Source organism: Arcticibacterium sp. SM2516 (assembly GCF_057914865.1).
Map to the genome: position 1 here is coordinate 1640680 of NZ_CP195290.1, position 25611 is coordinate 1666290.

At 37.4% G+C, this 25611-nt stretch carries 27 protein-coding genes and 1 riboswitch; of the genes, 12 read left to right on the top strand and 15 right to left on the bottom strand.

Annotated elements, in window-relative coordinates:
- Nucleotides 1-7 precede the first annotated feature (7 nt).
- The 3 genes from ACSBFT_RS06755 to ACSBFT_RS06765 form a co-directional block, all read right to left on the bottom strand.
- Entirely contained in the window at nucleotides 8-703 is a 696-nt protein-coding gene (locus tag ACSBFT_RS06755; protein WP_489604012.1) for a hypothetical protein, read from the bottom strand.
- A gap of 161 nt (nucleotides 704-864) precedes the next feature.
- Entirely contained in the window at nucleotides 865-1023 is a 159-nt protein-coding gene (locus ACSBFT_RS06760) for a hypothetical protein (protein ID WP_489604013.1), read from the bottom strand.
- Between the two features lie 8 nt (nucleotides 1024-1031).
- On the bottom strand, nucleotides 1032-1868 hold the full coding sequence (locus tag ACSBFT_RS06765) for a hypothetical protein (RefSeq protein ID WP_489604014.1): 837 nt from the start codon (nucleotides 1866-1868) through the stop codon (nucleotides 1032-1034).
- Between the two features lie 84 nt (nucleotides 1869-1952).
- On the opposite strand from ACSBFT_RS06765, the gene ACSBFT_RS06770 reads away from it, so the two are divergent.
- On the top strand, nucleotides 1953-3779 hold the full coding sequence (locus ACSBFT_RS06770) for a sensor histidine kinase (protein WP_489604015.1): 1827 nt from the start codon (nucleotides 1953-1955) through the stop codon (nucleotides 3777-3779).
- Nucleotides 3780-3847: 68 nt separating this feature from the next.
- Nucleotides 3848-4501, top strand: a complete 654-nt coding sequence (locus tag ACSBFT_RS06775; RefSeq protein WP_463044529.1) for a response regulator transcription factor — start codon at nucleotides 3848-3850, stop codon at nucleotides 4499-4501.
- A 582-nt stretch (nucleotides 4502-5083) separates the two neighbouring features.
- On the opposite strand, the gene ACSBFT_RS06780 is transcribed toward ACSBFT_RS06775, so the two are convergent.
- The 5 genes from ACSBFT_RS06780 to ACSBFT_RS06800 all read right to left on the bottom strand — a co-directional run bounded on the left by ACSBFT_RS06780 (nucleotide 5084) and on the right by ACSBFT_RS06800 (nucleotide 11211).
- Complete coding sequence (locus ACSBFT_RS06780; protein WP_463044530.1) at nucleotides 5084-5365, bottom strand: DUF427 domain-containing protein; 282 nt, start codon at nucleotides 5363-5365, stop codon at nucleotides 5084-5086.
- Nucleotides 5366-5437: 72 nt separating this feature from the next.
- The gene (locus tag ACSBFT_RS06785; RefSeq protein ID WP_463044531.1) at nucleotides 5438-6181 is read right to left on the bottom strand and encodes a hypothetical protein; all 744 of its coding nucleotides are present in this window, start codon (nucleotides 6179-6181) and stop codon (nucleotides 5438-5440) included.
- A 49-nt stretch (nucleotides 6182-6230) separates the two neighbouring features.
- The gene (locus ACSBFT_RS06790) at nucleotides 6231-7838 is read right to left on the bottom strand and encodes a glutamate synthase-related protein (protein WP_489604016.1); all 1608 of its coding nucleotides are present in this window, start codon (nucleotides 7836-7838) and stop codon (nucleotides 6231-6233) included.
- A 146-nt stretch (nucleotides 7839-7984) separates the two neighbouring features.
- On the bottom strand, nucleotides 7985-10522 hold the full coding sequence (locus tag ACSBFT_RS06795; protein ID WP_489604017.1) for an ABC transporter permease: 2538 nt from the start codon (nucleotides 10520-10522) through the stop codon (nucleotides 7985-7987).
- On the bottom strand, nucleotides 10522-11211 hold the full coding sequence (locus ACSBFT_RS06800) for an ABC transporter ATP-binding protein (RefSeq protein WP_489604018.1): 690 nt from the start codon (nucleotides 11209-11211) through the stop codon (nucleotides 10522-10524). The genes ACSBFT_RS06795 and ACSBFT_RS06800 overlap by 1 nt, the downstream gene beginning before the upstream one ends.
- A 42-nt stretch (nucleotides 11212-11253) precedes the next feature.
- Here ACSBFT_RS06800 and ACSBFT_RS06805 point away from each other — a divergent pair, with 42 nt between their 5' ends.
- Nucleotides 11254-11913 carry an arylesterase gene (locus tag ACSBFT_RS06805; RefSeq protein ID WP_489604019.1) on the top strand — a complete coding sequence of 220 codons (660 nt, stop codon included), beginning with the start codon at nucleotides 11254-11256 and terminating at the stop codon, nucleotides 11911-11913.
- Between the two features lie 164 nt (nucleotides 11914-12077).
- Here ACSBFT_RS06805 and ACSBFT_RS06810 read toward each other — a convergent pair whose 3' ends face one another.
- The gene (locus ACSBFT_RS06810) at nucleotides 12078-12455 is read right to left on the bottom strand and encodes a hypothetical protein (protein WP_489604020.1); all 378 of its coding nucleotides are present in this window, start codon (nucleotides 12453-12455) and stop codon (nucleotides 12078-12080) included.
- A gap of 364 nt (nucleotides 12456-12819) precedes the next feature.
- Nucleotides 12820-13317 (bottom strand): peroxiredoxin-like family protein, encoded by a 498-nt coding sequence (locus tag ACSBFT_RS06815; RefSeq protein ID WP_489604021.1) that lies wholly within the window; start codon nucleotides 13315-13317, stop codon nucleotides 12820-12822.
- Nucleotides 13318-13618: 301 nt separating this feature from the next.
- Here ACSBFT_RS06815 and ACSBFT_RS06820 point away from each other — a divergent pair, with 301 nt between their 5' ends.
- From ACSBFT_RS06820 to ACSBFT_RS06835, 4 genes are all read left to right on the top strand, one after another.
- A complete protein-coding gene (locus ACSBFT_RS06820) occupies nucleotides 13619-13741 on the top strand; it encodes a hypothetical protein (RefSeq protein WP_489604022.1) in 123 nt (40 codons plus the stop codon).
- A 457-nt stretch (nucleotides 13742-14198) separates the two neighbouring features.
- A complete protein-coding gene (locus tag ACSBFT_RS06825) occupies nucleotides 14199-14945 on the top strand; it encodes a helix-turn-helix domain-containing protein (protein WP_489604023.1) in 747 nt (248 codons plus the stop codon).
- 235 nt (nucleotides 14946-15180) lie between these two features.
- A complete protein-coding gene (locus tag ACSBFT_RS06830; RefSeq protein ID WP_489604024.1) occupies nucleotides 15181-16461 on the top strand; it encodes an LVIVD repeat-containing protein in 1281 nt (426 codons plus the stop codon).
- Between the two features lie 4 nt (nucleotides 16462-16465).
- Entirely contained in the window at nucleotides 16466-17131 is a 666-nt protein-coding gene (locus ACSBFT_RS06835) for a hypothetical protein (protein WP_489604025.1), read from the top strand.
- Between the two features lie 361 nt (nucleotides 17132-17492).
- Here ACSBFT_RS06835 and ACSBFT_RS06840 read toward each other — a convergent pair whose 3' ends face one another.
- The 3 genes from ACSBFT_RS06840 to ACSBFT_RS06850 form a co-directional block, all read right to left on the bottom strand.
- Nucleotides 17493-17678 (bottom strand): hypothetical protein, encoded by a 186-nt coding sequence (locus tag ACSBFT_RS06840; protein ID WP_463044542.1) that lies wholly within the window; start codon nucleotides 17676-17678, stop codon nucleotides 17493-17495.
- Nucleotides 17679-17705: 27 nt separating this feature from the next.
- Nucleotides 17706-17948 (bottom strand): hypothetical protein, encoded by a 243-nt coding sequence (locus ACSBFT_RS06845; RefSeq protein WP_463044543.1) that lies wholly within the window; start codon nucleotides 17946-17948, stop codon nucleotides 17706-17708.
- Between the two features lie 227 nt (nucleotides 17949-18175).
- Nucleotides 18176-19516 carry a glycosaminoglycan attachment site gene (locus tag ACSBFT_RS06850; RefSeq protein WP_463044544.1) on the bottom strand — a complete coding sequence of 447 codons (1341 nt, stop codon included), beginning with the start codon at nucleotides 19514-19516 and terminating at the stop codon, nucleotides 18176-18178.
- 872 nt (nucleotides 19517-20388) lie between these two features.
- Between ACSBFT_RS06850 and ACSBFT_RS06855 the strand changes: the two genes are divergently transcribed.
- The gene (locus tag ACSBFT_RS06855; protein WP_489604026.1) at nucleotides 20389-21618 is read left to right on the top strand and encodes an alpha/beta hydrolase family protein; all 1230 of its coding nucleotides are present in this window, start codon (nucleotides 20389-20391) and stop codon (nucleotides 21616-21618) included.
- A 7-nt stretch (nucleotides 21619-21625) separates the two neighbouring features.
- On the opposite strand, the gene ACSBFT_RS06860 is transcribed toward ACSBFT_RS06855, so the two are convergent.
- Nucleotides 21626-22078: an RES family NAD+ phosphorylase gene (locus ACSBFT_RS06860; protein WP_489604027.1), complete on the bottom strand. Its 453-nt coding sequence runs from the start codon at nucleotides 22076-22078 to the stop codon at nucleotides 21626-21628.
- A gap of 5 nt (nucleotides 22079-22083) precedes the next feature.
- Entirely contained in the window at nucleotides 22084-22551 is a 468-nt protein-coding gene (locus tag ACSBFT_RS06865; RefSeq protein WP_489604028.1) for an Xre family toxin-antitoxin system antitoxin, read from the bottom strand.
- A gap of 175 nt (nucleotides 22552-22726) precedes the next feature.
- Nucleotides 22727-22822, top strand: a riboswitch (TPP riboswitch).
- Nucleotides 22823-22890: 68 nt separating this feature from the next.
- On the opposite strand from ACSBFT_RS06865, the gene ACSBFT_RS06870 reads away from it, so the two are divergent.
- Genes ACSBFT_RS06870 through ACSBFT_RS06885 form a run of 4 tightly spaced genes read left to right on the top strand, consistent with a single transcriptional unit; the run spans nucleotide 22891 to nucleotide 25573 of the window.
- Entirely contained in the window at nucleotides 22891-23607 is a 717-nt protein-coding gene (locus ACSBFT_RS06870) for a class I SAM-dependent methyltransferase (RefSeq protein ID WP_489604029.1), read from the top strand.
- A 4-nt stretch (nucleotides 23608-23611) separates the two neighbouring features.
- Nucleotides 23612-24667, top strand: a complete 1056-nt coding sequence (locus ACSBFT_RS06875) for an AIR synthase family protein (protein ID WP_489604030.1) — start codon at nucleotides 23612-23614, stop codon at nucleotides 24665-24667.
- Nucleotides 24664-25290: a thiamine phosphate synthase gene (locus tag ACSBFT_RS06880; protein ID WP_489604031.1), complete on the top strand. Its 627-nt coding sequence runs from the start codon at nucleotides 24664-24666 to the stop codon at nucleotides 25288-25290. Before ACSBFT_RS06875 ends, ACSBFT_RS06880 begins: the two co-directional genes overlap by 4 nt.
- Nucleotide 25291: 1 nt before the next feature.
- Nucleotides 25292-25573, top strand: coding sequence for a Trm112 family protein (locus tag ACSBFT_RS06885; RefSeq protein WP_489604032.1), 282 nt, complete (start codon nucleotides 25292-25294; stop codon nucleotides 25571-25573).
- Nucleotides 25574-25611: the final 38 nt, after the last annotated feature.

Here is a 25611-nt window from a genome sequence, read left to right on the forward strand (position 1 = left end):
TACGAGACTAATTAGATTGAAGAGGGTAGTTTTCAACAATTTCACCGGAATTCGCATCAATGAAAATGCGTTGAGCATAAAATGGCGATGCAGAATAGATATCCATGCGGTATGCCAAATAGAATATTCCGGTGCCACCACTAATGCTTTGTTTTTCTTTGATTACTAAATGCGTTTGAGGGTAATACGTAGTATCTGATTTTGAATATTTTTGCTTTAATTCGTTTTCAAAAAATGTGTTCTGCCACATATATTCTTCGGCGTTGACAAAGCTCAATGCCAAATTAATTGCTTGTTTTTTAGTGATATTATAAACGGTTTGCAATCGAAGATTCGTTTTTAAATTACCTGTGGCGGAGACCACTTGACCGTTTTTAGCTTGATGAACATTTACAGATTCCCCATCTATGGGAATACCGTTATAGTATTGAATGTAATTGTAATGGGTCATCTCAAGATCATCCTTAAATACTTTGGCCACCTTCATGGTATCATTCTTTGATAATCCAAATGCGATGCGGTTATTCTCAAAAATAGTTGTCGCATTCAATTTGGTTGTACCACGAAATTTAATCCAACCATATTCACTATCCTCAGAAGCAATTTGCTTTAATTCGCTGTTCATCAAGTCGAAGTATCGATTTTGAGCTTGGATTAAATTACTTCCAAAAAGAAAAATCAAAAACAAATATCTCCTTTTCATAAATAAGTTTTTGGGCTTTAAATGTTAGCAAAGAATATTTTGAAATATTTTGCCGCCTCAAAATGTGATAGTTGCATTACTATCGCATTTATAAGTAGGGTTAACCGGCATTATCTTGTAAAAACCAAGTCGCAGTAAACAAGAATTAATTAGTCCACTTACTAAAATCTCCTTTCAGGTTTAGGTGCCATTGGATTCAAGTTAATTGTTTTTGTTACCCGTGCATTCTTTGTTTTTGCGTTTTTAGGTTTAGGAATTGCCTCCATGGAAATGGAATTAATCAATAGTAAACTCAGGGATATTATTAGTAATTTTTTCATTTTCTTAATTAGTTACAGTTTGAATAATTCAATGATTTCAAATATACTTCCTTAGTTATGGCATCATTTGCAGTTCTTTCTACTACAAAATTGTTCGAGTTGTACTTTCTCGTAGCAGTGTAATCATAATAAACTCTCATATTATTAGTGAGCATTTCCCAATTTTCATCATAGGACGTCGATGCCTTTCCTTTCATAGCAAGACCTTGGTTTGGCTTAATATTGAAAGGGAAATAGATCATATCATTTGTAAAAACTGTGGGATCAAATGGATGACCTGTAATAGGTATGTCATAATTCTTCTTTGTTTTGTCACTCTCATAGGCGGAAATTTCATAGAGATCAAATACTTTCCCTTGATAGCTTACTTCTACTTTTGAGAGAGCATTATCAAGACCATTATATTCATACAATCCCGTTAGCTGCAAATTTTGAGCGATTACTTTTGTCAAGCGATTTTGAGAATCCATTGTTACCGTAAAACTCTCAATAATCTCGTTTTTGTCATCGGTAAAAATTACTCTTATCAGTTTTCCAGACGCATCATATATATAGTTATCCGTAAATCCATCTTCACCCAAAGTTTTCAAAAGATTACCGGCAGCGTTGTATTCATATTTCAAAGGAACTTCTACTATGATACCATCTTCATCTTTATAGGTTAAGACACAGCTAGTAAGCTTTTTATTGGCATCAAAAAAGTACTTTTCATAAAAGCCATCATCATACCCGATTTTTTGAACCAAGCAGGTCGTTTCAGATAGGTTTGGGTCAGCAGTGATTGTTTTCTTTTTGCACGACATATTTAGTGCTAAAAGGAAACTAAAAAGGATTAGTTTTTTCATAAAAGTAATTTTTAAGTTTTTAACTTTACAAAGGTTGATATAGTAAATGGAGTGTTCAATAAGGCAAATGCCCTATTTTTTAAAATGTTTAAAGCCCTTTTAATTATCCTGTTTTGTTTGTGGCTGAACCAATCAACCGCTCAAAATACAATTGAATATTTCCGGGATATAAATAAGACATTTACTGAGAAAGACATCAGCAAGATTCCTTTTCAGAAATTTGAACAAGACGATATTAATTTCGGAAAAGACAGAGCAAACCATTGGTTTCAAATTAGAATTCAGAATCCAACTAATCACGAGAAAAAATACTTTTTAGAAATAAAATCTCCTTGGTTAGACTCAGTAAAGTTTTATGATTCCAATCAGCATGTATTGGCTAAATTATCGTGGAAAACGATGTTTGAAAATCGCCTGTATCCACATCAAAACTTCATTCTTCCAGTCACCTTAAAGTCTGGTGATCGTTCAACTATTTACACTTGCTTTTCACAAAAGGTTATGTTGATAAATGGGAATATACATCTATGGAATGAATCCGATTTTTACAAAGAGAAAATTCGCTCTACAAGCATTTTCGGTATGTTCACCGGTCTGGTCATACCCATTATATTCTTTTCATTTTTTATGTTCCTGTTCACAAAAGACCTCACTTTTCTCTATTATACCTTATATGTCTTCTTTGAATTACTTTTTATTCATGCTGTAGTCGGTAATTATTTGCCTTATTATCAGCAAGGAACATTTCTATTTGATGGTTCTGGGTTTAAGGAATGGGCCGTTTGGATAGGGCAATTTGCTTTTTTACTTTTTGTTAAAAAGTTCACTTTAGGCAATTATAAGCTTACCGGTGGATTAAAATTTATTTGGTGGCTTACCATTTTTTTAATGTTGAGCATATTTCTCCAGAAAGAACTTATTTCCTACTACTCCACCAATTATAACTATGTGCCCAATCCGCTTTTAATGTTCACTTCATTCAGCTTTTTTTCTTCTGTAATTACCAGTTTTATTATTGTCTTTACGGCTCTTAAAAAGAGAACAAACCCAATAGGAACCCGATTGTATTTAGTAGGCATTACGCCTTTGTTGATTTTCACAGTGCTGTCTTATTTAAGAAATTTAGGAGCTTTAAGAAATCAGTGGTTTCTGGGTCAAGAAATTCAAATACTCTGCTTTTCGTTTGATGTCCTTATTCTGATGATAGGTATGGGTTTGAGCTTTAAAAATTTACTATCTGAAAAAGAGAGACAAAGGCATCTTGCTATTAAAAATGAATTAAAATTACTTAAAGAAAAGGAACGTATTAGCAGGGACTTACACGATCATGTTGGTTCACAGCTCACTATCCTCAGTACTGGACTTGAAAATGCAGCTTATTTGGCAAGCAAAAAAAACTTGAACGGTGAAAATATTCAAAACCTAAATGAAAATGTAAAGCTCGCCGTTCAAAGTTTACGAGATAGCATTTGGGCCACCCAAACGGAAGAGATCTTTGTTACAGACTTCGCTAGTCGTCTTAAGAATTATTTAGTTAAATCGATTCCTGAAAGTATAGAATGGGAAGTGAGTACCCAAAACGGAATGAATCAAATACTACGCTCTGAAACAGCCCTAAATGCATTCCGAGTCATTCAAGAAGCCCTTCAGAATATTTTGAAACATGCCAAATCCACCAAAATCAATATTAGCATCAAAGCTGACCCCAAAAATATTATATTCAGAATAGAAGATAATGGCATAGGATTTAATCAACAGTTTAAAGTTCAGCAAATGGAACATTTAGGACTTTTCAATATGAAGAATAGAGTCGAAAATTTACACGGAAAATTTGAATTAGGGAGCAAGCTTGATTTTGGCACATCAGTGACATTTTCACTGCCTTTTTTAGAAATAGCGGAAACGGAATAAGCGAATACGGCAAATGCCTTATTGCACTAATAAACAATCTAAAAGTACATTTGTAAAAAGAAATAAGAATGATCAAGATTGGAATTGTAGATGACAACCCTGCTTTGCTCCGAAACGTGGCAAATAACTTGGCAATCTTTGACGAATTAGAAATTATTTTTATGGCTCATAACGGGCAAGATGCTTTAGACGCAGTAAGAGAAGCCATTCCGGACGTTATTTTGATGGACATAGAAATGCCAAAAATGGATGGCATTGAAACCACCAGATGGATTAACAATATCTACCCTCATATCAAAATCATTATGCTTACCGTGGTAGATAGTGAAGCTAAAATATTTGATGCCATAAAAGCGGGGGCTAGCGGATATATGCTCAAAGATGAAAAGCCAACCAAAATAATGCAGGCTATTGAAGATACTATGGAGGGTCGCTCGCCCATGTCGCCTATTATAGCCAGAAAAGCACTGGAATTGCTTCGAAATCAGGGCCACGAACCAAAGCAAGAAAAGTTACTGAACCCTGACTCTTTTGATTTGAGTACCCGAGAAATAGAAATATTAGAGAAAATTTCGGAAGGCAAAAACTACAACCAAATTGCTGAATTACTATTCATAAGCCCAAAAACGGCAAGAAAACATATAGAAAATATATATCAAAAATTGCACGTGCATTCTAAACTGGAGGCTGTACAAATGGCTCAAAAAAACAAATGGGTTTGAATCATTTTTCTATTAAAGTGCTATAAATCATCTTAAGCTTTCCCTAAAATTACACTTAAACGCATCGCGTATTTCTTTTAGCAAAATCAAGACTTGGTAAAATGCATTATTTTGGTGGCATCTAATCTTTAACCTAGATATGAACAAGTCATAATTGTTCTATTTCTATTAGCTCTTTTACACCCCAAACCATCACATGAGTGGCCATTGAGGATTCCATCAACTACCTAAAAGACCATTTGGATGAAACGGGCAATTTTTAGAACAATTTGCGAATGCCGTTTCCAAACATGAAAACTTAAAGTTAATAGATCTTTATGCCCATAAAGGCTTCAAATATGAGCATTTGGTTAATTTCAAAAGACTGAAAAATCGGGAATTTGGTCTATATCAAAATTATACTTATCCAGACTTTAAGGAAATGAATTTCAACCCGATTATGACGAATATCCTAACCCCTTAAAAGCGGTTAATCTGACTTACGGTGGTTTGCATCCATCAGACAACTGAAGTGATTTGATAGCGAAGTCATTTATTAAAATCATGAATAAATATTAACCCGAAGCCTATTTGTATTTCAAATTAAGACACTTTTACCCCTTTCCAGAAAGCTACATAACCTTTTATGCCCTTGGCTAATTCAGATGTTTCGGGATAATACCATGCGGCATCCTTATTGGTTTTGCCATTCACTTCTATGTCATAGTAAGAAGCCACACCTTTCCAGTGGCAGGTCGTATGCGTTTCATTTTCTTTGAAAAATTCCTTCTTGAGGGTGTTTGGCGGAAAATAATGGTTGCCTTCTATTACAACGGTTTCATCACTCTCTGCAATCACCTCATCATTCCATATTGCGGTCTTCATTTTGCTGTTAATTTAGATTTATCTTAGAAACGAATTTTCTGCCAAAGCAGATTCAGATACACCAAGAATCGCTCAACTATTCGCAATAAAGATATTCTTAACCTCATTAAGGAAGGTTATCACCGCCATTTCCGAAACTCTTGTTGATTTCAATGTAGCACCTTTCCAGTTTGGATGCCATGAACCTACTGTTAGTTTTGGTAAGTCTTCAGTCGCTAGGGCTATTCCATCCTTCCAGCCAGAGACATAAAAGTAAAACTCATTTTCCAATGAATCTGGAATAGCCAAACCTGCTCCAAGAAAAAATTGGTCTTTTAGTTTGGTATAAATTCCCATATCAAAATGATGAGGCCAAACTCGTATTTCAGAACTTAAACTATTGGTTTTCAAAAAAGATATCATCGCTTTTTGTGCCAATGTAAAATGCTGTGCTAGGCTTTCCGAATGGCTTAAATTAAAAGAATATCTATCGTCAGCTTCTATTTCGGGATAATCTAATTTATAACTGAAAGAAAACAAATACGGCTTAGTAAGACCCAAAGTAGTACTTGTATCCGTCAACCAAGCTAATATTTCTTGGTGCGTATGGCTTCTTAGGTCCATTTTTTCAATCGTTCTGTTCCATGCTAAAAGACCACTTTCTAGACTTAGCATTAATTTCACACCCATACCCAAGTCTCTCGTTTCCAAACTGTTGGTTTCCGCATTCCAAGCCAAATTAGATTGACTGTCATCTTTCTCCTTAGGCAAAAAACTCTGACCTGCTGCGGACAAATATTGAACCGCTGAATGAATATTCTTGATACTTTCTTCCATATATTTAATATTTAAATGTCAAAGACTTTTAATGAACATCGTGCGGTTTTTATCCTATTCCAGCATATTTAATGCCTGATAATTTATGCATTTCATAATCTAAGGTACTCAAATCTTCCTTTTCGAACTGTCCAATATCGTTATGACCACAAGAACGAGCTATCACTTTTATGAGGTCATTGCTAGCGGTAAAGAAATTATAAAGTTGCTTAGCAGAGCTTTCTATTTTCAGCCTACTCCTAAGATTCTCTTTTTGCGTAGCAATACCCACGGGGCAGTTATTAGTACCACAGGCCCTCATACCTAAACAACCAATCGCTTGAAGAGCAGCGTTTGAGACGGCTACAGCGTCTGCTCCCATCATTAAAGCTTTGGCGAAATCTTCAGCCACGCGTAAACCACCGGTTATGATAAGGGCAACATCAGAAGCCCCAGATTGATCCAAAAACTTTCTGGCCCTAGCCAGAGCTGGTATGGTGGGCACATTAATGTTATCTCTAAGAATTTTAGGAGCAGAACCCGTTCCCCCGCCTCTTCCATCTAAAATGATGTAGTCCACACCCACCTCTAAGGCAAATTTTATGTCTTCTTCAATCCTACTCGCTGCTATTTTGAAACCCACAGGAATTCCGCCCGTTCTCACACGAACTTCATTGGCAAAGTCTCTAAAATCTTGAGCGGTAATCAAATCTGGAAATGCAGCGGGAGAAATGGCGGTTTCACCTTCTTTCAAACCTCTAACTTTAGCAATATCCTTTGATACTTTATTTCCAGGCAAATGCCCTCCAGTGCCTGTTTTAGCTCCTTGACCACCTTTAAAGTGAAAAGCCTGCGTTTTTTTGACCTTCTCCCAAGAAAATCCAAACTTGGCTGAGGCCAGTTCATAAAAATATTTGGAGTTACTTTCTTGCTCTTCTTCCAGCATCCCACCTTCCCCACTACAAATACCCGTACCCGCCATTTCTGCTCCTTTTGCCAAGGCAATCTTGGCTTCCTTGGATAAAGCACCAAAACTCATGTCCGAGACAAAAATGGGCATAGCAAGTCTTAAGGGTTTCTTGGCTTTTACACCTATCACCACTTTAGTAAGTACAGGATCTTCATCAAAAAGCGGTCTTTTAGATAATTGAGCAGGGAGAAATTGGATATTTTCCCATTTGGGTAAAAGGTTTCTGTCAACACCCATGGAAGCCGAAGGCCCATGGTGCCCGTGCTTTGAAAGCCCATTCTGAGCAAGATCTTTGATATATGCCGTATAAGGTTCGGTAGTTTCTGGATGTGTATCTGCAAATTCCCCTAGATAGGCATCTCTATTAAAAGGTTGAGGAAATTTCAGCAAGTACGCATCGATTTCATCTTCATCCGTGCAAACCCAGCCATCAATTATTTCTGTATGAAAACGGTGAAGGGCTTCCTCATTATTGTATTCACTGACACCCGTGTCTAATCGATAATCCCAACCGTGAAGTCCGCACATTAAATTATGTCCATCCACAAAACCATCTGCCATTAAAGCACCTCTGTGAAGGCAACGCCCATAAAGTAAGGAAATCTTGTCATCAAACTTGGTTAAAACTAGATCCAAACCATTGATAATTTGATGAATAGGAGTTCTATCCTGTAAGTCGCTTAAAGGACAAAGTTTCTTTTTATTCATGTCTACAAGTTTATTGTTACCCATAATACCGATAATAAGCGGTAGATCAATAAATTAATATTGCCGTTACGCTAGATTTAGATGAACGGAAATATAACATGGAGGGATTTTTCCCTTTAGCTAAAAAGAACAAACTTTTAAAAAAATTACCCCGCCTCTTTCCTTAAAACCTCTAAAGGTGGACTGTTTAAAACGCTCCTGCTATTGCTTAATCCTATCAAAAGCACAATACCCGTTATACCTGGCAATAGCACGAAAAACGGCACTAAAGAAGGAACAAATGGTGCCTTAAACACAAAATAGGCTAATAACTGACTCGCCACCAGGGATAGGAATATACCTATTCCTGTTCCTAAAATACCTAAATAGAAATATTCTAAAGCGGTAATTTTCAAAATCTGTTTGCTCTTCGCTCCCAAAGTTCGTAGTAAAACACTCTCTTTAATTCTTTGGTATTTACTGGTTCTCACAGAGCCTATCAACACTATAATTCCAGTGAGAATACTAAAAAAGGCCATGAAATTAATAACCCACGAAATTTTGTCAAGAATACCCTGAACGGTTGCTAAAACTTGCCTTAAATCCAAAATGGTGACATTTGGGAAGTTAGAAACCAACTCTTGCTGGAGACTAGCCGAAATTTGCTCATCAGGAGCATTTGTCGTCATTACCGTAAACTGAGGAGCATTTTCTAATATACCAGATGGAAAAACCACTGAAAAGTTTAATTGCATTCTTTGCCAATCTACCGTTCTCACACCTCCTACATACGTGTTCATTAAAACGCCTTGCACATTAAAAACCACACTATCCCCTACTTCTAATTGAGCATCTTTTGCTAAATTATCCGAGATAGAAATCGGAATTAAACCATTACCCTCTCTTGCCACAGGCCACTTACCCGATTCCATAGATTCGGAAGCGATTAAGGAATCTCTATAAGTCGTTCTGAATTCATGATTCACTATCCATTTTCCTCTTTTAGAAATGGTATCTTCCCTTATCACATCTGCAGACACGCCATTGATGCTATGCACCCGCATGGTGATAATGGGAATGTTATCTAATACTTTCAATTTCTTGTTTTGAATGGCAGCAGCCACCGCTTCCTTTTGAGGGGTTTGAATATCCAAAAGAATCACATTTGGACTATCTTCACTGTTTTCTAAAGACGCTTTTGCCAATAAAATATCTTTGGTAAAGTAAAGTGTACTTATCAAAAAGCTACCTACACCAATGGCCAAAATCAACACCATGGTTTGATTATTTGGCCTGAACAAATTCAATAAGCTTTGGCGTGCCGTAAATCCCCAAGAATGAGGGAAATACTTTTTGATGCCTCTCATAAATAAATAAGAGACACCCGCTAAAATGGAGAAAGTAACTAAAATACCTCCAACAAAACCCAAAGCGTATTTCCAGCTTTCAAGAAACCATAGCGAAAACAGAAATATAAAAACCACAATGGTCAATAGCACCAAAGCACTGGCTTTTTGACTCGCAGGATTTTTGTCTTCCTGAACACGTAAAACCTCCAAAGGAGACACAAACCATGTTTTCAATAAGGGTAGCAAAGCAAAAAGCACAGACATAAAAACACCCAAAAGCAAGCCCATTATAATAGGCTGAACGCTAATGCTAATTTCTACATCAAACGGTAATAAATCCTGAATGAATATTGGGAAGAGAGCCTGTAAACCTAAACCAGCCATAGTTCCAATAATACCTCCTAAGAAGCCCAAGCCAGCTATCTGGATAAGATAAATAAGAAAAGATTGCCTTCTGGTGGCACCTATACATTTTAAAACCGCTACTGCTTTTAACTTCTCTTTAATGTAAATATGTACCGAACTCGCTATACCCACACAGCCCAATAATAGAGCAATAAAAGCAACCAAGTTTAAGAACTTGGCAAAGTTTTCATAGTTTTTGCCCAGTCGCTCACTCACCGAAGTGTGCGAATCAAAATCAGCATTATCAGCATCTAATCTTGGGTCTACTTCATCATCAAGAGCATCAATATCTAATTCTGGTGCAGCTTTGAAATAGTAATTATACTCCACACGGCTGCCTAATTGTAATAAACCCGTTGCTTCCATGGCCTCATACGGCAACACTACTGGCGGTGCCATGGTGGTAGAAAAAGCATTACTACCAGGTGCTGATTTTAGTGAACCAACAATTGGAAAAGTGGTATTGCCAACCTTTACACTATCTCCTGTTTTCAAATCAAACTGAAGCATCACCGTGGCGTCTACTAATGCAGCATTCCCACTTTGATATGCTTTAGCCGCAGAAACAGGAACAGTTTCTAGCTCCCCATAAATAGGAAAAGCCCCACCAATACCTCTCACCTGCACCAGTTTATTGGCAGATTTGCTAGGAAAAGCAGCCATAGAAGCAAAACTCACTTCATTACCAACAGGCTTTAAAGAGTCAATAATCGCTTGAACACCTTCAGTAGGTATCTGCTTACTGTCTATCAAATAATCTGCTCCCATGAGAGCCTTGGACTGTAAGCCGATATTATCTTTTAGGTTTTTACTGAAAGACTGAATGGAAACCACCGCCGCAATTCCCAAAATGATGGATGCCATGAAAAGTAACAGCCTTTTACCGCTGGCTTTCCCATCTCGCCATGCCATCTTTAGCAGCCATTTAAAATTTGCTTTTGAATGCTGCATTAGACTATGGTGTTGATTTCGTTTGATAAGATTTTACCACCTTTTAGTCGTAAAACTTGCTGTGTTCTTTTGGCTAATTCTAAATCATGGGTTACTATCACCAAGGTGGTGCCAGCCTCTTTGTTCAGTTCAAAAAGGAGTTTTATCACCTTCTCCCCTGTTTCTTCGTCCAAATTCCCTGTAGGTTCATCAGCAAATAAAATAGAGGGTTTGGTAGAAAAAGCCCTTGCCAAAGCTACTCGCTGCTGTTCACCGCCAGAAAGTTGTGATGGGTAATGATGCACTCTATCACCTAAACCAACCTTATCTAAAAGCTCCATAGCCCGTGTGCTAGCTTCCTTAGAACCTTGCAACTCTAAGGGCACCGATACATTTTCAAGAGCCGTTAAAGTAGGTAATAATTGAAAATCTTGGAAAATAAAACCTACTTCCTCATTTCTTAGTAAAGCTCTTTGGTCTTCGTCCAAACTTTCTAAGGTTTTACCGCAAAGCTCCACCGTTCCTGTATCGGCTTTGTCTAAACCTGCACATAAACCTAGTAAAGTTGTTTTACCACTACCCGATGGCCCTACAATAGAAAACGTCGCACCTGAACTTACGTCGAATGAAATATCGTTTAATACTGTTAATTGTCTGGAGCCGCTGCTATAAGACTTCCCCAGCTGGCTAACCTTTAATATCTTTGTCATAATTATCTTTTGAAGAAATTCCGATACCCATCAAAATCTCCTATGAATAAGTTAATTCCTATTTTTCTAGTATTGATACTGGCAGCATGTACTTCCCAAACCAAAGAAGAAACAAGCACGCAGACAGAGAACACCTCAAAACCTGAGAATAATTCCAAAACTATCCTGTTTTTTGGCAACAGTCTTACAGCAGGCTACGGAGTGGGATTAGAGGAGGCTTTTCCAGCCAAAATTCAAAACAAGCTAGATTCTCTAGAAATGGATTATACCGTGGTGAACGCTGGCTTAAGTGGTGAAACCACTTCGGGCGGATTAAACAGATTAGACTGGGTGCTTAATCAAAAAGTAGATGTATTTGTGCTGGAACTTGGAGCAAACGACGGCTTAAGAGGAATTCCATTAAAAGAGACTAAAGCCAACTTACAGGCTATTATAGACCTAGTTTGGGAGAAAAACCCAGACACTAAAATCATATTGGCAGGTATGCAAATACCACCAAACATGGGACAAGACTATACCACAGAATTTAAAAATATCTGGACAGATTTAGCCAAAACTAACGATGTCAAACTAATTCCGTTTCTGTTAGATGGCGTAGGCGGAGTACCAAGCCTAAACCAAACAGACGGCATCCACCCAACCATAGAAGGTCATAAAATCTTAGCTAAGAATGTTTGGGAGGTTTTGGAAGGGGTGATTTAGGAATATTACAGAGTCAGAGTCCCTATTGGAAGCTCTGATAGGAGGAATAAACAAATATGCGAAACCTTTTGCTCTCCTTGAGCAGAGTATTTTTTTCAGCGTCATTTCTAAGTAGAGTCCACTTCTACAAGAATCTGACAGCCTAAATAAACGCAGCTCCTCTACTATTCAAGGAAAGTTCCATTCCAAGTTGAACTTAACGAATGGGTTTTATTATTTACATAATAAGGCTTGGATCCTAGCTCTACTCCGTTTCTTCCTATGTATACCGTAACTTTTTCATCAGGAGTTTGGGGAGTTTCACCTGGTAAATTAGTTAAATCGTTCTTTTCTAACTGAAATTCAGTTTCCCTTCTTCCATGCTGAGCCTCAACTTTATTATTTGGGCCAATACTTTCATGTGTTATCCACATATGTATATCTTCTGGGCTAGTATTATATAAATATATTGGGATAACATAATTATTTACATTTTCATCCTCTCTACATTGAGTAAGTCCTACCAGCATTATTATAGCAGCAATAAATGATAACTTTTTCATAGAAATATTGTTTATAGTTTATTTTTGAGATGATACTTGTGAAGTCTCAATAGTAGCCCCTCACGTCACTTATAAACTTAACTTATATTTCTTAGACACTTGGTAACCAAAGTCACACATGCATAGAAGTTGCTTCGGTTATAGCTCAAAAATCATCTTACTTATCAACTAATTAGCTCTGCCTCTCCCGCCTCCCTTAAGATCCACTGTTAGAGTATCTGCTAAATTACCCATAATATAAACTGTTCTCCCAGTCTCCCGACAGGCAGCGACTGACAATTGGGTTTAGGATAGATTATAAATCTATATCGACAATGCTAATTCCACGTAACCGAGCCTCCAAAAAAATAATACTTAAATCTCCCTACAAAGCTTTCAAAGCCACTTCCAATGCAGACATTCTTTGCGTGTAATCCGCTTCAACATGACCTGCCACTACTTTCCCATTTTTACCGATAATGAAAGTGGCTGGAACCGGTAGTGTTTTAGAACCGTCGCCATTTTCCTTGGTCAAATCTCTACGTTGATGATAATCTTCTCCTGGGTCAAACTGTAGATTATAAGCTTTAATGACTTCTTGATGAGCATCACTGAGTACTTCGTAGCCTAATTCATTCTTTTGTGCAGCTGTAAGTGCACCATCTGGACTTTGTGGACTAATAGCAAACAAAGTCGCTCCCAATGCCTGAATCTCTGGCAAGTTCTTCTGTATCTCTCTTAGGTCAAGATTACAGATAGGACACCATTGGACACGATAAAACTTAATAATGACAAAACCCTCTTTTAAGGCTTCCGCCAACAATACATTTTTCCAAAAGGGGTTTGCCAATGTAAAATCAGGTGCGGTATCGCTAAGCGACAAACCTTTTACCTCTGAAGCGTTAGCAATGACTAATTTCTGAAATTCTTTAAGGGCACTCTTGCTAATTTTTGACTGATTATTTTCTAAAAAAAGGACTCTTTAGCTATAAATTTTTTATGAGGTTTAAAGGTTTTGGAGAAGAGCTATTTGTCCAATATTCCTATTCAAATTATGCTGTGCGAGTTTTTTTGACCTCGTTTTTTTAATAAAAAGTAGATTTGACTAAACCTTCAATAGATATGGAAAAGTAGGTTTCTGTGCAACACACCAACTTTGGGTCATCAATTAAATACAAAGAATAATGCGTCAGAAAAAAGTGTGGTTTATTACCGGAGTCTCTAAAGGTTCAGGCTATAGTTTAGCTAAAAAGTTATTGGCAGAACGATTTTACCTTGCTGCTACTTCAAGAAAAAAGCATCGTTAATTAATGCAATAGGCGATAAAGCGGGAAGGTTTCTGCCTTTAGAAATGGATGTAACCAATCATGGAAATGTAAAACTGAACTACGCCAAACGCAATTACGAATGCCAATTTATCACCCGTAAAATCAGCAATCATGAAATTTTAAGCCATCTATTTTAGCAAATTGATTAAATGTAAAACCAGTCTCTCCCCAGTCAAAATCAGACATGCTTTTAACTGAAAATTAGAAGAAGTGCTCGTTATGACCATTCAGTTTTTTATCCAGATAAGTACTGCTGTCAGATTTTAAAATTATTTCACCCTTCCCAAAGGCGAATTTTAAAATATTTATTATCAACTAAGTACAGCAAGTGTCATACGAATGTCATATCCCTTTTTACTATGTGACGTTTCAAATACAATCTGTAAATTTGAATGTTCTTTAAGTTCAAACTAATGTTGTATCGAATTTTAGAGGAATGATGACCCAACCAGATTTAGGTAAGAAAATTTTAGAATTAAGATTAGCCAAAGGCTTCACGCAGGGAGAACTCGCAGAAAAATGTAATGTGAGTCTCCGAACCATACAGCGAATAGAATCTGCTGAAGTTATGCCCAGAAGCTATACCATAAAACTGATTTTTGAAAGCCTAGATTATGAAATTTACAGTTCGTTTGGCAAGCTTTCTTATAAGCTCGACCACATGGATTATAAACTCAGAAACGGGAAATTCTCCAAAGTTTATACGGCTATTTCGAACTTAAAAAACAACAAAATGAACATCATTTCAAAACTGAGCATCTTACTCTTTTCAATAGCCATACTGCTTTTTGGCATGTCGGAATATGTAAAAGCTAAGAACCTCACAAAGAACAACTCTCCCTTAACAGAAATAAACCCCAATCTTATTGAAAATTTTAACGCAGGAGATTTTGAAGCCATTGGATCCATATTTCTAAATGATGCTATCATGAATCCTACAGGATATCCCGAAATTCATGGCAGAGCTGCTATCATAGAGTATTTTGAAGAGGTGTATGACACAGGGTTTCGCCTTACAAATAACCAATCTAAACAGGTTATCATAGCAGATTCTATTGCCATAGACAGAGGTTCCTGGAAAGGAATTAATCAGGGCGAATTCACTGGAAACTACTTAACGCAGTGGCGACGTATTGACGGAAACTGGTACATAGAAAACCACATGACGCATGCGGACCAATAGGTCGGAAATAGCCTCTAACCCACCTTTATGAGGCGTTTTTAATAAGCACACCATAGCATCTAAAAGAAAGGTAACCTGCGTAATACCACTATAAATTCGTATTACTCAGGACTTTCCATTTTCGAGCCTTTCAAGATTCTTGAAAAAATATTTCCAAATCTCATACAACCTTTTGCACAAAAATTAACTTCACCTAAGTACTTCGTCACACTCACATACTTATTGATAAACCCTTATGATAAAATCCATTACATTCCTTAAATCAGGTTTCGCCATTCTGCTCTTAAGCACTATGATTTCCTGTACAGATAATTGCGAAGTCACTACTACCTCTCGCCGCATGGTTCCTGTTAAATTTACACTGGAGAGCATAAGAGCTAGTGTACGAGTGCTTCCACAAGCAACGCTGATTAACCCAGCCAAAATTTATATTAAAGACAATTTTATTTTTATCAGTGATGCCAAAAGAGGTGTTCACATTATTGACAATGCCAACCCAGCTAACCCTATCAAGCTTTCATTTATAGAAATTCCGGGGGCGGTAGACATGGCGGTAAAAAACAACACACTTTATGTAGACAGCTATATGGACATGGTGGCTTTAGACATCACCGACCCTAAAAATGTAGTAGAAGTGGGACGTCAAAAAAATGTTTTCAAAAGTGGTCTGTATAATGGAATAGCCTGGCAATATGACACATACAGTAGAACTGTGATAGACTATGAATGGAAAACTGTCACGCAAACTATTAAAACCAATTGTGGTGCTAAATACGGTTCTTGGCCTAATTGGGGTCCTGAATTTTATGATAGTTTCCAGGGCCCCACAGCCTCATCAGGAGCAAATGGTGCAAACTCAGGTGCGGGAGGCTCTATGGCACGTTTTGCCGTTTATGAAGATTACCTTTATACAGTGTCCCAAAACGACATGACGCTCTTCAATATTGAAAATGAGCAAAACCCAGACTCTACCACCACCATAAACCTTGGCTGGGGCATTGAAACCATTTTTCCATATAAAGACAAGCTGTTTATTGGTTCTAATACAGGCATGCATATTTTTGATAACGCCAACCCAATGAGCCCGAAGCGACTCTCTGTATTTGAGCATGCACGTGCCTGCGACCCAGTGGTGGTTGAAAACGACATTGCCTATGTAACCTTAAGAGAAGGCTGGTGTGGTGTAGCACCAAATCGCCTTGACGTGATTAATGTCGCGAATTTATCGCGTCCAGTGCTTATTAAATCCTACGATATGGAGAATCCTCATGGCCTTGGGATTGACAATGGAAAACTATTTATCTGCGAAGGAACTTTTGGCTTGAAAAGTTTTGATGCAAACAATGTCAATGACATCAAATTACAAGAGCACATCAAAGATGTCAATGCCTTCGACGTCATTCCTTTGCAAGGAAATTTGTTACTAATGGTGGGGAATGACGGTTTATATCAATACGACTATAGCGACCCTAAAAATCTTAAATTATTGAGCAAAATTAGCGTTGAAAAAAATTAAGACTATGAAATTAATAAGCACACTTACCCTCTTAATTGTTGCTGTAAGCCTTTTTGCCTCGCTGGGAGTTTCTGCACAAGAGAAAGAATCGGAATTATTATTTGAGAAGTATCAGTTTGTTAACACCACCGAAATTGGTGGCATGTTTGGCCGAGTTAAGAATTTCTACAATTATTATCCTTATTATAGTTACAGTTCATATTATGCCCCTACGCATAATACAGAAAACTATGAAGTAAAAAATGTGGCAAATATTACTATACAAACTTTCAATGGCGTTTACCTTAATCCTAAAACGGCTGTTGGTCTCACCACAGGGGTCGACTGGTTCAATAACTCCTTAATAGTTCCTATTCAGTTGGGTTTAAGAAGGCAATTAGTCCAAAAAAAGGAGGGAGGGGCAGCCATTATTGCGGGTTTAGATGCCGGCTACGGTACTACCATTCTTCACGAGGATAATTCTTCTACCAAAACATCAGGAGGCCTCAACATCTCCCCTACTATTGGTTATAAAATTCCGACTAGAAGTGGCTCTGCCTGGGTGTTAAATTTTGGGTACAAACACCAATCCCTTAAAACGGAAAGCACTCAGGAAATAGATGAATATTATTCCAGCGTAGAAACCCGAAACCATAATAGATTGGTCGTGCGGTTTGGGTTTGAGTTTTAGGAGGAAGGCTTCTTCTGTGCAAATTAGGTCTGTTCTCAGGTGTATATAATAGTGTCTCTATGAAAGAGGTAAATTCTACTCTCCTTTTCTTAACGAGGGCAAAAAAGACTGAAATTTACTCTCGTTCAATAGTCGAATGTATAAATTACTCTTATCAGCCGAAGATTAAATAAAAGCTGGAGCAACGTCAGAATACTATTTCATGAGTTCCGCTTTTTCTATAATCGAAAATCCTTTTGTCTTGCTAAACTCATATTGTATATAAAGTTTTTCACACAATCCGAAGGGTCAATACTGGCTAAGTTCAACCTATCAAAGGTCTCTGGGAGAGTCCTTAGCGGAGACTCTGATGAGGGGAAATTTAACTTCTTAATTTCTCTATTTTATCCTTAGCTAAATTAAAGGCTGACTCGATGGTTTCATAATCATAAACGCGAATAGAATTACCAGAATCACATCTTTCAAGAGTTATAAACCATAGAACTTTACCATCGCTAATATTGTAACCTAATTCAAATCCATCCCCCGTTACAAACTTATTTTCCAAATAATCAGGACTTAATAAAAGGTCGTTTTAAGATTCAATTTTTAATGTATTCATCGCTATTAAAATATCTACTAAATCCTGATATTCTATAGATGCCAATTTTGCACCTTTTGTACTTTCGTATGAAATCTCATAAAAATAGCCCACTATACCATCACTTATGATTTTTTTTACTTTTGTATCTGCTTTTCCATAAATAAGGTCTAAACCTGGAAGCACATAATCAATGTACTTAATAGTCACTCCCGTTTTTGAAGTAATATTATACATTTTTGTTTTAGGTTCACATAGACTCTGAGCCGAGATTAGCGAAGATGAAACAACAATTAACGAGAAAATTACAATTAACTTTTTCATCTTTAAATATTTTTTTTCGTCTGTTTCCTATAACAGAAAATCCTTTGATAAATGGCTTCTTACACAAGAAACTACTTATTGAAAGCAAGTTAACACTAAAGTAAATGCATCTTAGTGATTCGGTGCCCCAGAAAGCTTTTCTATTGCAAAATTACATTTTCAGTAAAAGAATTATACGGAAATATTTTAGGCATGACACTTCGTATCAAATTATCATTAACATCAAAAAAACATTGTGCAACACTATCGTTAAATAAATTTAGATCTAGTGGAATTAATGCATTTGGATTGTGATAAATCACAACTCCCTCAGACCAACTTTCTTTGCTTGTTTCATCCACTTTATAACTAGACATGATTGGTTTTGCGGCATTGCTTTCATGATTAAAGTAAGTACCATTTCGAATCAAAATATTATCTTCACTCCCTAATCCTGCTTGTTTACCCATTCGATTAAATTTCGATAAAGTTCCACATGTAGAAAAAATTACTGCACTAACATTCTCTGAATTTGACTCAAAAAAGAAACCACTCGGAATTTTTGTACCGTTAACTTTAGTATAGGGTTCTATTTTTATTGCTTTAACATTTAGATTACCTTTCTCGTTAAAAGAATCTTCATATCTGTAACCATATAAATACTCCAATAAAGCATTGAATGTCCAGGTCATAGACATGGTATCATGAAAATCAGCAATTGCAATTACAAAAGGTATTCCTTTAACATGTTGCTTTTCCCAATACTTCTTTTTCATTTTATCAAATAGTGCACTGGAAAAAAGTAATGGTATCTCATTGCTTAGAAGTTTCTCTATTTCCGCCTCCGTCTGAACTTCAACCTTATTCAATTCTGTTTTCCTGCTTACAATAACGGCCTCAACAGCTATATCATTACCAAATTTTCCAATTAGATAGTCGGGGGCATTATACATTCTCTTAAATGAGAAAAATTGCTCCCTAAAGAAACAGAATAAAAATAATTCCCAAATTCTAGAATCAAATCCGTTTATCGATTGAAACTGCTCAATGAAATTTCCATCAATATCTTTATAGTGATAAGATATTTCCTCTAAAACACTTTTGGCTGAAAGTAATCCAATGTTTTGCTTTAATAATTTAAAATAAGGATGACGTTTTTCTTCGTTATTTAATTCTTTAAATATATCAAAATGATCTGAGCTATTATCATGGTGAACTATTGAATTACTACCCATTTTTTGAGCAATCCATTCTCTTGCATCTTCAATTTCAAGAATGTTCCCTATAACTAATTCCGCTCGATATTGCTTTGATTTGTCTCTTGATAAAATACAGGCATAATAGTCATTATCTATCAAGTCAAGACTTATAACGCCTACCAATCCACCATTTCCATTTGAGTAAAATTCCAATTCTTTCGTATAAAGTAATACAAATGGTTCTCTAGTGAAGAGAGTAAATATTTCAAATAGTCTTTTATTTATTGGAATCGCTGTTTTCATTTTTTTCTTTTCTATTTACCTACACTTTCTCTCCCGCAACCTAACAGTTTTAAACCAACAAAAACACCACCGCTTAATAAATTGATTATTCGGTCATATCGGTGAAGTGCTTAATGACATTTCCTCAAAGTATTTCTGTATCAGGTTGTCCGTTGACATAAATGTTTTTAGGGCTATTTTTCCTTTAGCAGAATCTCCTTTAGAGACCTTTCGACTTAAAAACCTCTATGAAATTGCCCTAAAATGACTGTTCTCGACTGTCGCTCGAACTGACAGAACGGTATGTAATGGACTTAAAATCAACACTATTATTGTCAGTTCGAGCGTAGACGAGAACCTCCTTACGCTTCTTTAAATAACGCTATACCCTATTCCTGTCAAGAGAGTCTCCAATGGGGACTCGGCTAAATCACCCTTGTAAAAGACTATTCTCCCAGTCTACCGACTGGCAGGGACTGTCGCTCGAACTGACAGTACGGTATGTAATGGACTTAAAATCAACACTATTATTGTCAGTTCGAGCGTAGACGAGAACCTCCTTGCACTTCTTTAAATAACGCTATACTCTATTCCTATTAAGAGAGTCTCCGATAAGGACTCTGATAAATTATCCTTGTAAGACTGTTCTCCCAGTCTGCCGACTGGCAGGGACTGTCGCTTGAACTGACAGTACGGGTATCTAATGGACTTAAAATCAACTCTAATATTGTCAGTTTGAGCGAAGCGGCAGGCGTTCCTGTTGAGCACCTCCTGCTTACTGCGTAAAACCTTTTAGTCCTTAAATCCATCCTCAGAAAATCCACTAATTTCAAATCCTGCTCCCACATTTTCCTTAAATTTAAACACTCAATCATTTCTATAGAAAACAACCCATGAAAAACCTATTCATCGCTTTTATAAGCACCTTCTTAATCACCCCTATTATGGCACAGCAAGCAGCAAATTATAATGAAGACAAAGTTCCTGTTTATAAACTCCCTCCTATTTTAGAAGATGGAAAAACTGTGAACGACTGGGAAAACAAAAGACGTGCAGAAACTTTGAGTCTTTTTGAATCTGAAGTGTACGGAAAAACAGATTTAGAAGGTGTGAAAACGAGTTTTAAAGTAACTAATCGAGACAATGAAGCCCTAAACGGAAAAGCCATTAGAAAGGAAATAGTCTGTACTATGGAAAGAAATGGAAAACAACATTCCTTTTCTATTATGCTTTTTACGCCTAAAGCAGTTAGTAAAGCTCCCGTTTTTCTTGGTCTGAACTTCTATGGCAATCATACTCTGTCTACAGATTCGGGCATTTCTATTTCAGAAAACTGGGTACCAAATAAGGAAGCCTTTTTCATAGAAAACAACAAAGCCACAGAAACGTCTAGGGGCGTGCGTGCCTACAGATGGCCTATTGAAAAAATCATTGACAGGGGTTACGGACTAGCAAATATCTATTGCGGTGACCTTGACCCTGATTTTGACGACAGTTTTAAAAATGGACTTCACAGTATTCTTGGCGAAACTTCCATGGCAACTATAGGAGCATGGGCGGTAGGATTCTCTAAAGCCATGGATTACCTAGAAACAGATAATGACGTGGACGCAAAGAATGTAGCTGTTTTTGGCCATTCAAGATTAGGCAAAGCTGCACTTTGGGCATCTGCACAAGACCCTCGTTTTAAAATGACTATCTCCAACGAGTCTGGCTGCGGTGGAGCTGCTCTTTCTAAACGTGAATATGGTGAAAGGGTAGAACGAATCAACAATAGCTTCCCGCACTGGTTCGCTACTAAGTTTAGAACCTATAACGGAAAAGAAGCCAATTTACCAATTGACCAACATCAATTATTAGCTTTAATTGCACCTAGGGCATTATACGTAGCCACCGCAGAAGACGACCAATGGAGTGACCCCCTAGGACAGTATTTGAGTTTATATGAGGCATCTAAGCTTTACCAAGCCTATGGCTTTAAAAAGCTTTCTGAAACTCCACCTGCATTAAACGAAACCAGACAAATAGGGCCGCTAGGTTATCATGAAAGAAGTGGCAAACATGAAGTTATGCCAGAAGACTGGGCTAATTATTTAGATTTTGCTGATAAGCATTTAAAGTAGAAAGGACTTATTTAAGTAGTCTAGCGTCGAAATGAAACTCCCTACGGTCTAAAATTTTCACTAAATGAAAATCTTTATGAGCAAAATTTAGAATATAATTGTTTGCTGTTTCTATGATGCTACTAGGCACTTTCAAAGCCATTGTATTTCCTTCATCAATCCACTTTTGACCAATTTCCGTCAAAACGGTTGGAGCGGGAAATTGTTTCCAGTTTGATGGTAGGTTTTTAATTCTTAACTCTGAAATTGAATTGTCAGGAATTTCGATGGTTAGGAGGTCTAGTTTTGGAGTCATTCCAGCCGGAATGTGAACTATGTTTTCTAATAAGGCTATACTTTCACTTTCTCCCGTGTATAAAACAGGCGTACCCTTTTTATTCCACCTGCCAGGATAAAGTGCAGCTCCTGTTCCACTTATGTAAGTCGCTCTTTTACGCTTTACAATACGATATACTATCATAAAACCTAGCTGTAAACACCATATTCTATTCTTCCCAAAAGGTCACGAACTTTAGAAATACCACCAGGTATATCCAGAAGTCCTCTAGGTTCTAAGCCACCAAAAGCAGCATTTGGAAGTTCTAGCCATTTGAAAAAGTTTTCTTTACTCTCAAACACCTCGGCTCCGAAAAGGAATAAATCTGTCAATTCGAAAAGCTGAATAGCATAATTTCTATCAAGCTTTTTACTATCTCGAATCCATCTATAAACAGTTGGCTCAGATACATTTAAAAGCTCTGCAGCATAGCCTCTTGGTATAGAGAAATGCTTTCTAAAATTACTAATAACATGGGCGTCAATTCCTTTAGAAGCAATACTTATAAAGTCAAATGAGCTTTCAATGGTAGCGTTAATGTACTTCTTACCTAGAATTTCCAAAAGCTCGTCATAGTGACCTGTAGTTGTTTTATGTGGCTCTTCAGTGAGTATCATTTGATAATATAATTTATTATATGAACGAATATAGGTAAAGCTTGGTACATAATTTCAATCGCATCTTGTTTTTTTTGCACTAAATGAGCTTATGGCAAACGCAGTACGCATTACAAACATACACTACCTCTATTCTTTACCGCATCCCCTCCCTTTTTATACTATATTTGCATAGCAAAGACGCACGGGGTGCCTGGCAAATGCCAAGCTGAGATAATACCCGAAACCTGATATGGATAATGCCAACGGAGGGATGCAAGCTTAAAATATTACATTTTATGCTCCACTGTTTTGGTATACCCCATTAAGTGGAGTTTTTGTTTTTAAACAAAAAATAAAATGGAAATAGAAAAAAGACAATCGGTACTTATTCCGCAGCAAGACCAAAACTGGCAAGACCGTCCTGAATGGTTTTTCAATAGAGAACATACCGACACCTACGAGCAGTGGTATGAAGGCCGTTATAAGCGTGCCGAAGTTTGGCAAAAGAAAATCATGGAACAGCTAGTTTCTAAAGACAAGCGAGTAAAAACATTGCTTGAGTTTGGCTGTGGAACCGCACGTTTTACCAGATGGTGGAAAAACATAGGAATTGAAGCCACCGGAGGAGATATTTCCCCACTGATGCTTTCTCAAGCGGTTGATTTGTTTGACGGAGACTTGGTGATGGCAGATTCGCATCACATGCCTTTCAAAGACAACACCTTTGACTCGCTAGCTTTCATTACCACTTTTGAATATTACAAAGACCCTGTAAAAGTGATTAGAGAAGCGGCTCGTGTGGCTAAATGCGGCATAGCCATGGGCATGATGAACAGAAACTCTACCAAAGTGGTACGTAGAAGAGTGCAAGAGGTTTTCGGATTGAATCCCTTTTATTTGACCGCCACTTTTTACACACCCGCCATGCTGACCAAAATCATTGACGAGGCATTAAAAGGCAGAGATTATTCCATAGAATGGACTTGTACTGGGTTGCCAAATTGGTTTCCAGTACAGCAGTGGAATTTACCACTGGGCGACTTTTTCGGCTTATACGTTAAACTAAACGACTAACATCATGAGCGAGAAATTAGGCAAAATTGACAGCCATATATTCGAACGGTTTATCAGTCAAAAATGTGGTTCTAAAAGAGACGAAGTCGCTGTGGGTCCACAGTTTGGGGTAGATGTGTCGCTGGTAGACTTACCTGGCGGCATGGCGATGGCCATGACCAGCGACCCACTTTCACTTATTCCGAGCTTGGGTTTGGAGGAATCAGCCTGGCTATCGGTACAACTCATGGCAAACGACATGGCCACCACGGGCTTTGCTCCTATGTATGGTCAGTTTGTCTTAAATCTCCCTTCCACATTTTCTAAGGCCGATTTTCAGATTTACTGGGATTATGTGCATGGCTTTTGTTCCAAAATCGGTATTGCCATAACGGGCGGGCACACAGGTTTTATAGAAGGACAAAACTCTACCATAGCAGGTGGCGGCACGTTTATAAGCGTAGCTCCAAAGGAGCAAATGCTAGTTTCTAAATATGCCAAAGCGGGAGACGCAATTTTGGTCACCAAAACTTGTGCTATTTCATCTGCAGCCATACTGTCGATGTGTTTTCCTAAAACGGTCAAAAACAAGCTAGGAAACGAAATACAGCAAGAAGCCTGTGCAACTTTTTATCATACCTCTTCCTTAGAAGATGCTCTTACTGCCGTTGGCAAGAATCATGAGCATAAAGACATCACCGCCATGCATGATGTAACCGAAGGCGGTGTATTGGGAGCCATTTATGAACTGGCTACCGCCTCAAATAATGGTGCCAAAATCTATAATGAGAAGTTGCCAATAGGTGCTATTCAAAAGGAAGTTTGTCAATTATTTGAACTAGACCCAAGAAACTGCATAGGTGCTGGTGCTATGATAATTACCTGCAAAAAAGAAGCGGTGGAGAATGTAATCAATCGTTTGGCTGTAGCCAATATCAACTGCACAGAAGTAGGCGAACTGGTAGAAAAACAAGAAGGCATCAAAATCATAGAAAATGAAAAAACATCTGATGTTATCTACCTAGAAGATGACCCTTACTGGGCGGCATTTTTCAAAGCCATAAATACAGGATGGAAATGATGAATAGCAATGCTGGTATATACTTGGTGCTAGACCCCTCTATGGACGAAGAGCTGCTATTGCACAAATTAAGCTTGTGCTTAAAAGAGAAACTGGCTGCCATACAGATTTGGGATAATTTTAACGCAGAGCAAAACATTCCAGACTTGGTTCAAAAAGTGTGCGAACGCTGTCAGCCTAAAGGTGTGCGAGTGTTTATCAATAACCGGTGGAATTTGCTTTCAAACACAGATGTAGATGGCGTTCATTTTGATGAAATACCAGAGAATTATAGCGTAATAAAGACGAAAGTAAACAAGCCTTTTTTAAGCGGATTGACTTGTAATAATGATTTAGCATGGGTGCATTGGGCGAGCGAAAATCAGATGGATTATATCTCCTTTTGCTCCATATTTCCATCTACCACGGCTAATAGCTGCGATTTAGTGGATTTTAAAACCATTCAGCAGGCTTCCGAAATCTTTTCAAAAGCCATATTTCTAGCTGGTGGCATAAAGCCAGAAAACATAGAGAAATTGAGCTCTTTAAAATACAATGGCGTAGCGGTAGTATCGGGCGTAATGAGCTCCGATACACCAGACCTAGCCATAAAACAATATCAAGAAAAATTAAATAGAAAGTAAAATGAGACCGGAAACTATAAAAAAACTATGCTGCCCATTTGATAAGGCAGACCTTACTTTAACAGAAATCACAAAGGATTTGGACGAAAACGTATTGGAAGGATTCTTTGTGTGTAATAGCTGCAAACGCCTATACCCTATCATAAAAGGCATCCCCATCATGAGCCCAGACGAATACAGAGAGTTCAAACTAGAACAACCGGTATTAGAAAGATGGTCAAAAGAACTAAAAGGACAATCTTTTGAAAATTTCAGGTTGGTTAGTGGGGAGGGCATAAAGTAGAAAAAGTTGAACCTAAAGGACTTTAAACTACTACAGAA

What these genes read in the sequence shown, in the direction of transcription:
- ACSBFT_RS06805 (WP_489604019.1), top strand. Translation starts at nt 11,254, where the DNA reads ATGAATAAGTTAATTCCTATTTTTCTAGTATTGATACTGGCAGCATGT.
- ACSBFT_RS06825 (WP_489604023.1), top strand. Translation starts at nt 14,199, where the DNA reads ATGATGACCCAACCAGATTTAGGTAAGAAAATTTTAGAATTAAGATTA.
- ACSBFT_RS06810 (WP_489604020.1), bottom strand. Translation starts at nt 12,455, where the DNA reads ATGAAAAAGTTATCATTTATTGCTGCTATAATAATGCTGGTAGGACTT.
- ACSBFT_RS06845 (WP_463044543.1), bottom strand. Translation starts at nt 17,948, where the DNA reads ATGTATAATATTACTTCAAAAACGGGAGTGACTATTAAGTACATTGAT.
- ACSBFT_RS06795 (WP_489604017.1), bottom strand. Translation starts at nt 10,522, where the DNA reads ATGCAGCATTCAAAAGCAAATTTTAAATGGCTGCTAAAGATGGCATGG.
- ACSBFT_RS06855 (WP_489604026.1), top strand. Translation starts at nt 20,389, where the DNA reads ATGAAAAACCTATTCATCGCTTTTATAAGCACCTTCTTAATCACCCCT.
- ACSBFT_RS06780 (WP_463044530.1), bottom strand. Translation starts at nt 5,365, where the DNA reads ATGAAGACCGCAATATGGAATGATGAGGTGATTGCAGAGAGTGATGAA.
- ACSBFT_RS06860 (WP_489604027.1), bottom strand. Translation starts at nt 22,078, where the DNA reads ATGATAGTATATCGTATTGTAAAGCGTAAAAGAGCGACTTACATAAGT.
- ACSBFT_RS06875 (WP_489604030.1), top strand. Translation starts at nt 23,612, where the DNA reads ATGAGCGAGAAATTAGGCAAAATTGACAGCCATATATTCGAACGGTTT.
- ACSBFT_RS06765 (WP_489604014.1), bottom strand. Translation starts at nt 1,868, where the DNA reads ATGAAAAAACTAATCCTTTTTAGTTTCCTTTTAGCACTAAATATGTCG.
- ACSBFT_RS06885 (WP_489604032.1), top strand. Translation starts at nt 25,292, where the DNA reads ATGAGACCGGAAACTATAAAAAAACTATGCTGCCCATTTGATAAGGCA.
- ACSBFT_RS06870 (WP_489604029.1), top strand. Translation starts at nt 22,891, where the DNA reads ATGGAAATAGAAAAAAGACAATCGGTACTTATTCCGCAGCAAGACCAA.
- ACSBFT_RS06790 (WP_489604016.1), bottom strand. Translation starts at nt 7,838, where the DNA reads ATGAATAAAAAGAAACTTTGTCCTTTAAGCGACTTACAGGATAGAACT.
- ACSBFT_RS06865 (WP_489604028.1), bottom strand. Translation starts at nt 22,551, where the DNA reads ATGATACTCACTGAAGAGCCACATAAAACAACTACAGGTCACTATGAC.
- ACSBFT_RS06775 (WP_463044529.1), top strand. Translation starts at nt 3,848, where the DNA reads ATGATCAAGATTGGAATTGTAGATGACAACCCTGCTTTGCTCCGAAAC.
- ACSBFT_RS06760 (WP_489604013.1), bottom strand. Translation starts at nt 1,023, where the DNA reads ATGAAAAAATTACTAATAATATCCCTGAGTTTACTATTGATTAATTCC.
- ACSBFT_RS06850 (WP_463044544.1), bottom strand. Translation starts at nt 19,516, where the DNA reads ATGAAAACAGCGATTCCAATAAATAAAAGACTATTTGAAATATTTACT.
- ACSBFT_RS06770 (WP_489604015.1), top strand. Translation starts at nt 1,953, where the DNA reads ATGTTTAAAGCCCTTTTAATTATCCTGTTTTGTTTGTGGCTGAACCAA.
- ACSBFT_RS06755 (WP_489604012.1), bottom strand. Translation starts at nt 703, where the DNA reads ATGAAAAGGAGATATTTGTTTTTGATTTTTCTTTTTGGAAGTAATTTA.
- ACSBFT_RS06800 (WP_489604018.1), bottom strand. Translation starts at nt 11,211, where the DNA reads ATGACAAAGATATTAAAGGTTAGCCAGCTGGGGAAGTCTTATAGCAGC.
- ACSBFT_RS06830 (WP_489604024.1), top strand. Translation starts at nt 15,181, where the DNA reads ATGATAAAATCCATTACATTCCTTAAATCAGGTTTCGCCATTCTGCTC.
- ACSBFT_RS06880 (WP_489604031.1), top strand. Translation starts at nt 24,664, where the DNA reads ATGATGAATAGCAATGCTGGTATATACTTGGTGCTAGACCCCTCTATG.
- ACSBFT_RS06785 (WP_463044531.1), bottom strand. Translation starts at nt 6,181, where the DNA reads ATGGAAGAAAGTATCAAGAATATTCATTCAGCGGTTCAATATTTGTCC.
- ACSBFT_RS06820 (WP_489604022.1), top strand. Translation starts at nt 13,619, where the DNA reads ATGCGTCAGAAAAAAGTGTGGTTTATTACCGGAGTCTCTAAAGGTTCA.
- ACSBFT_RS06835 (WP_489604025.1), top strand. Translation starts at nt 16,466, where the DNA reads ATGAAATTAATAAGCACACTTACCCTCTTAATTGTTGCTGTAAGCCTT.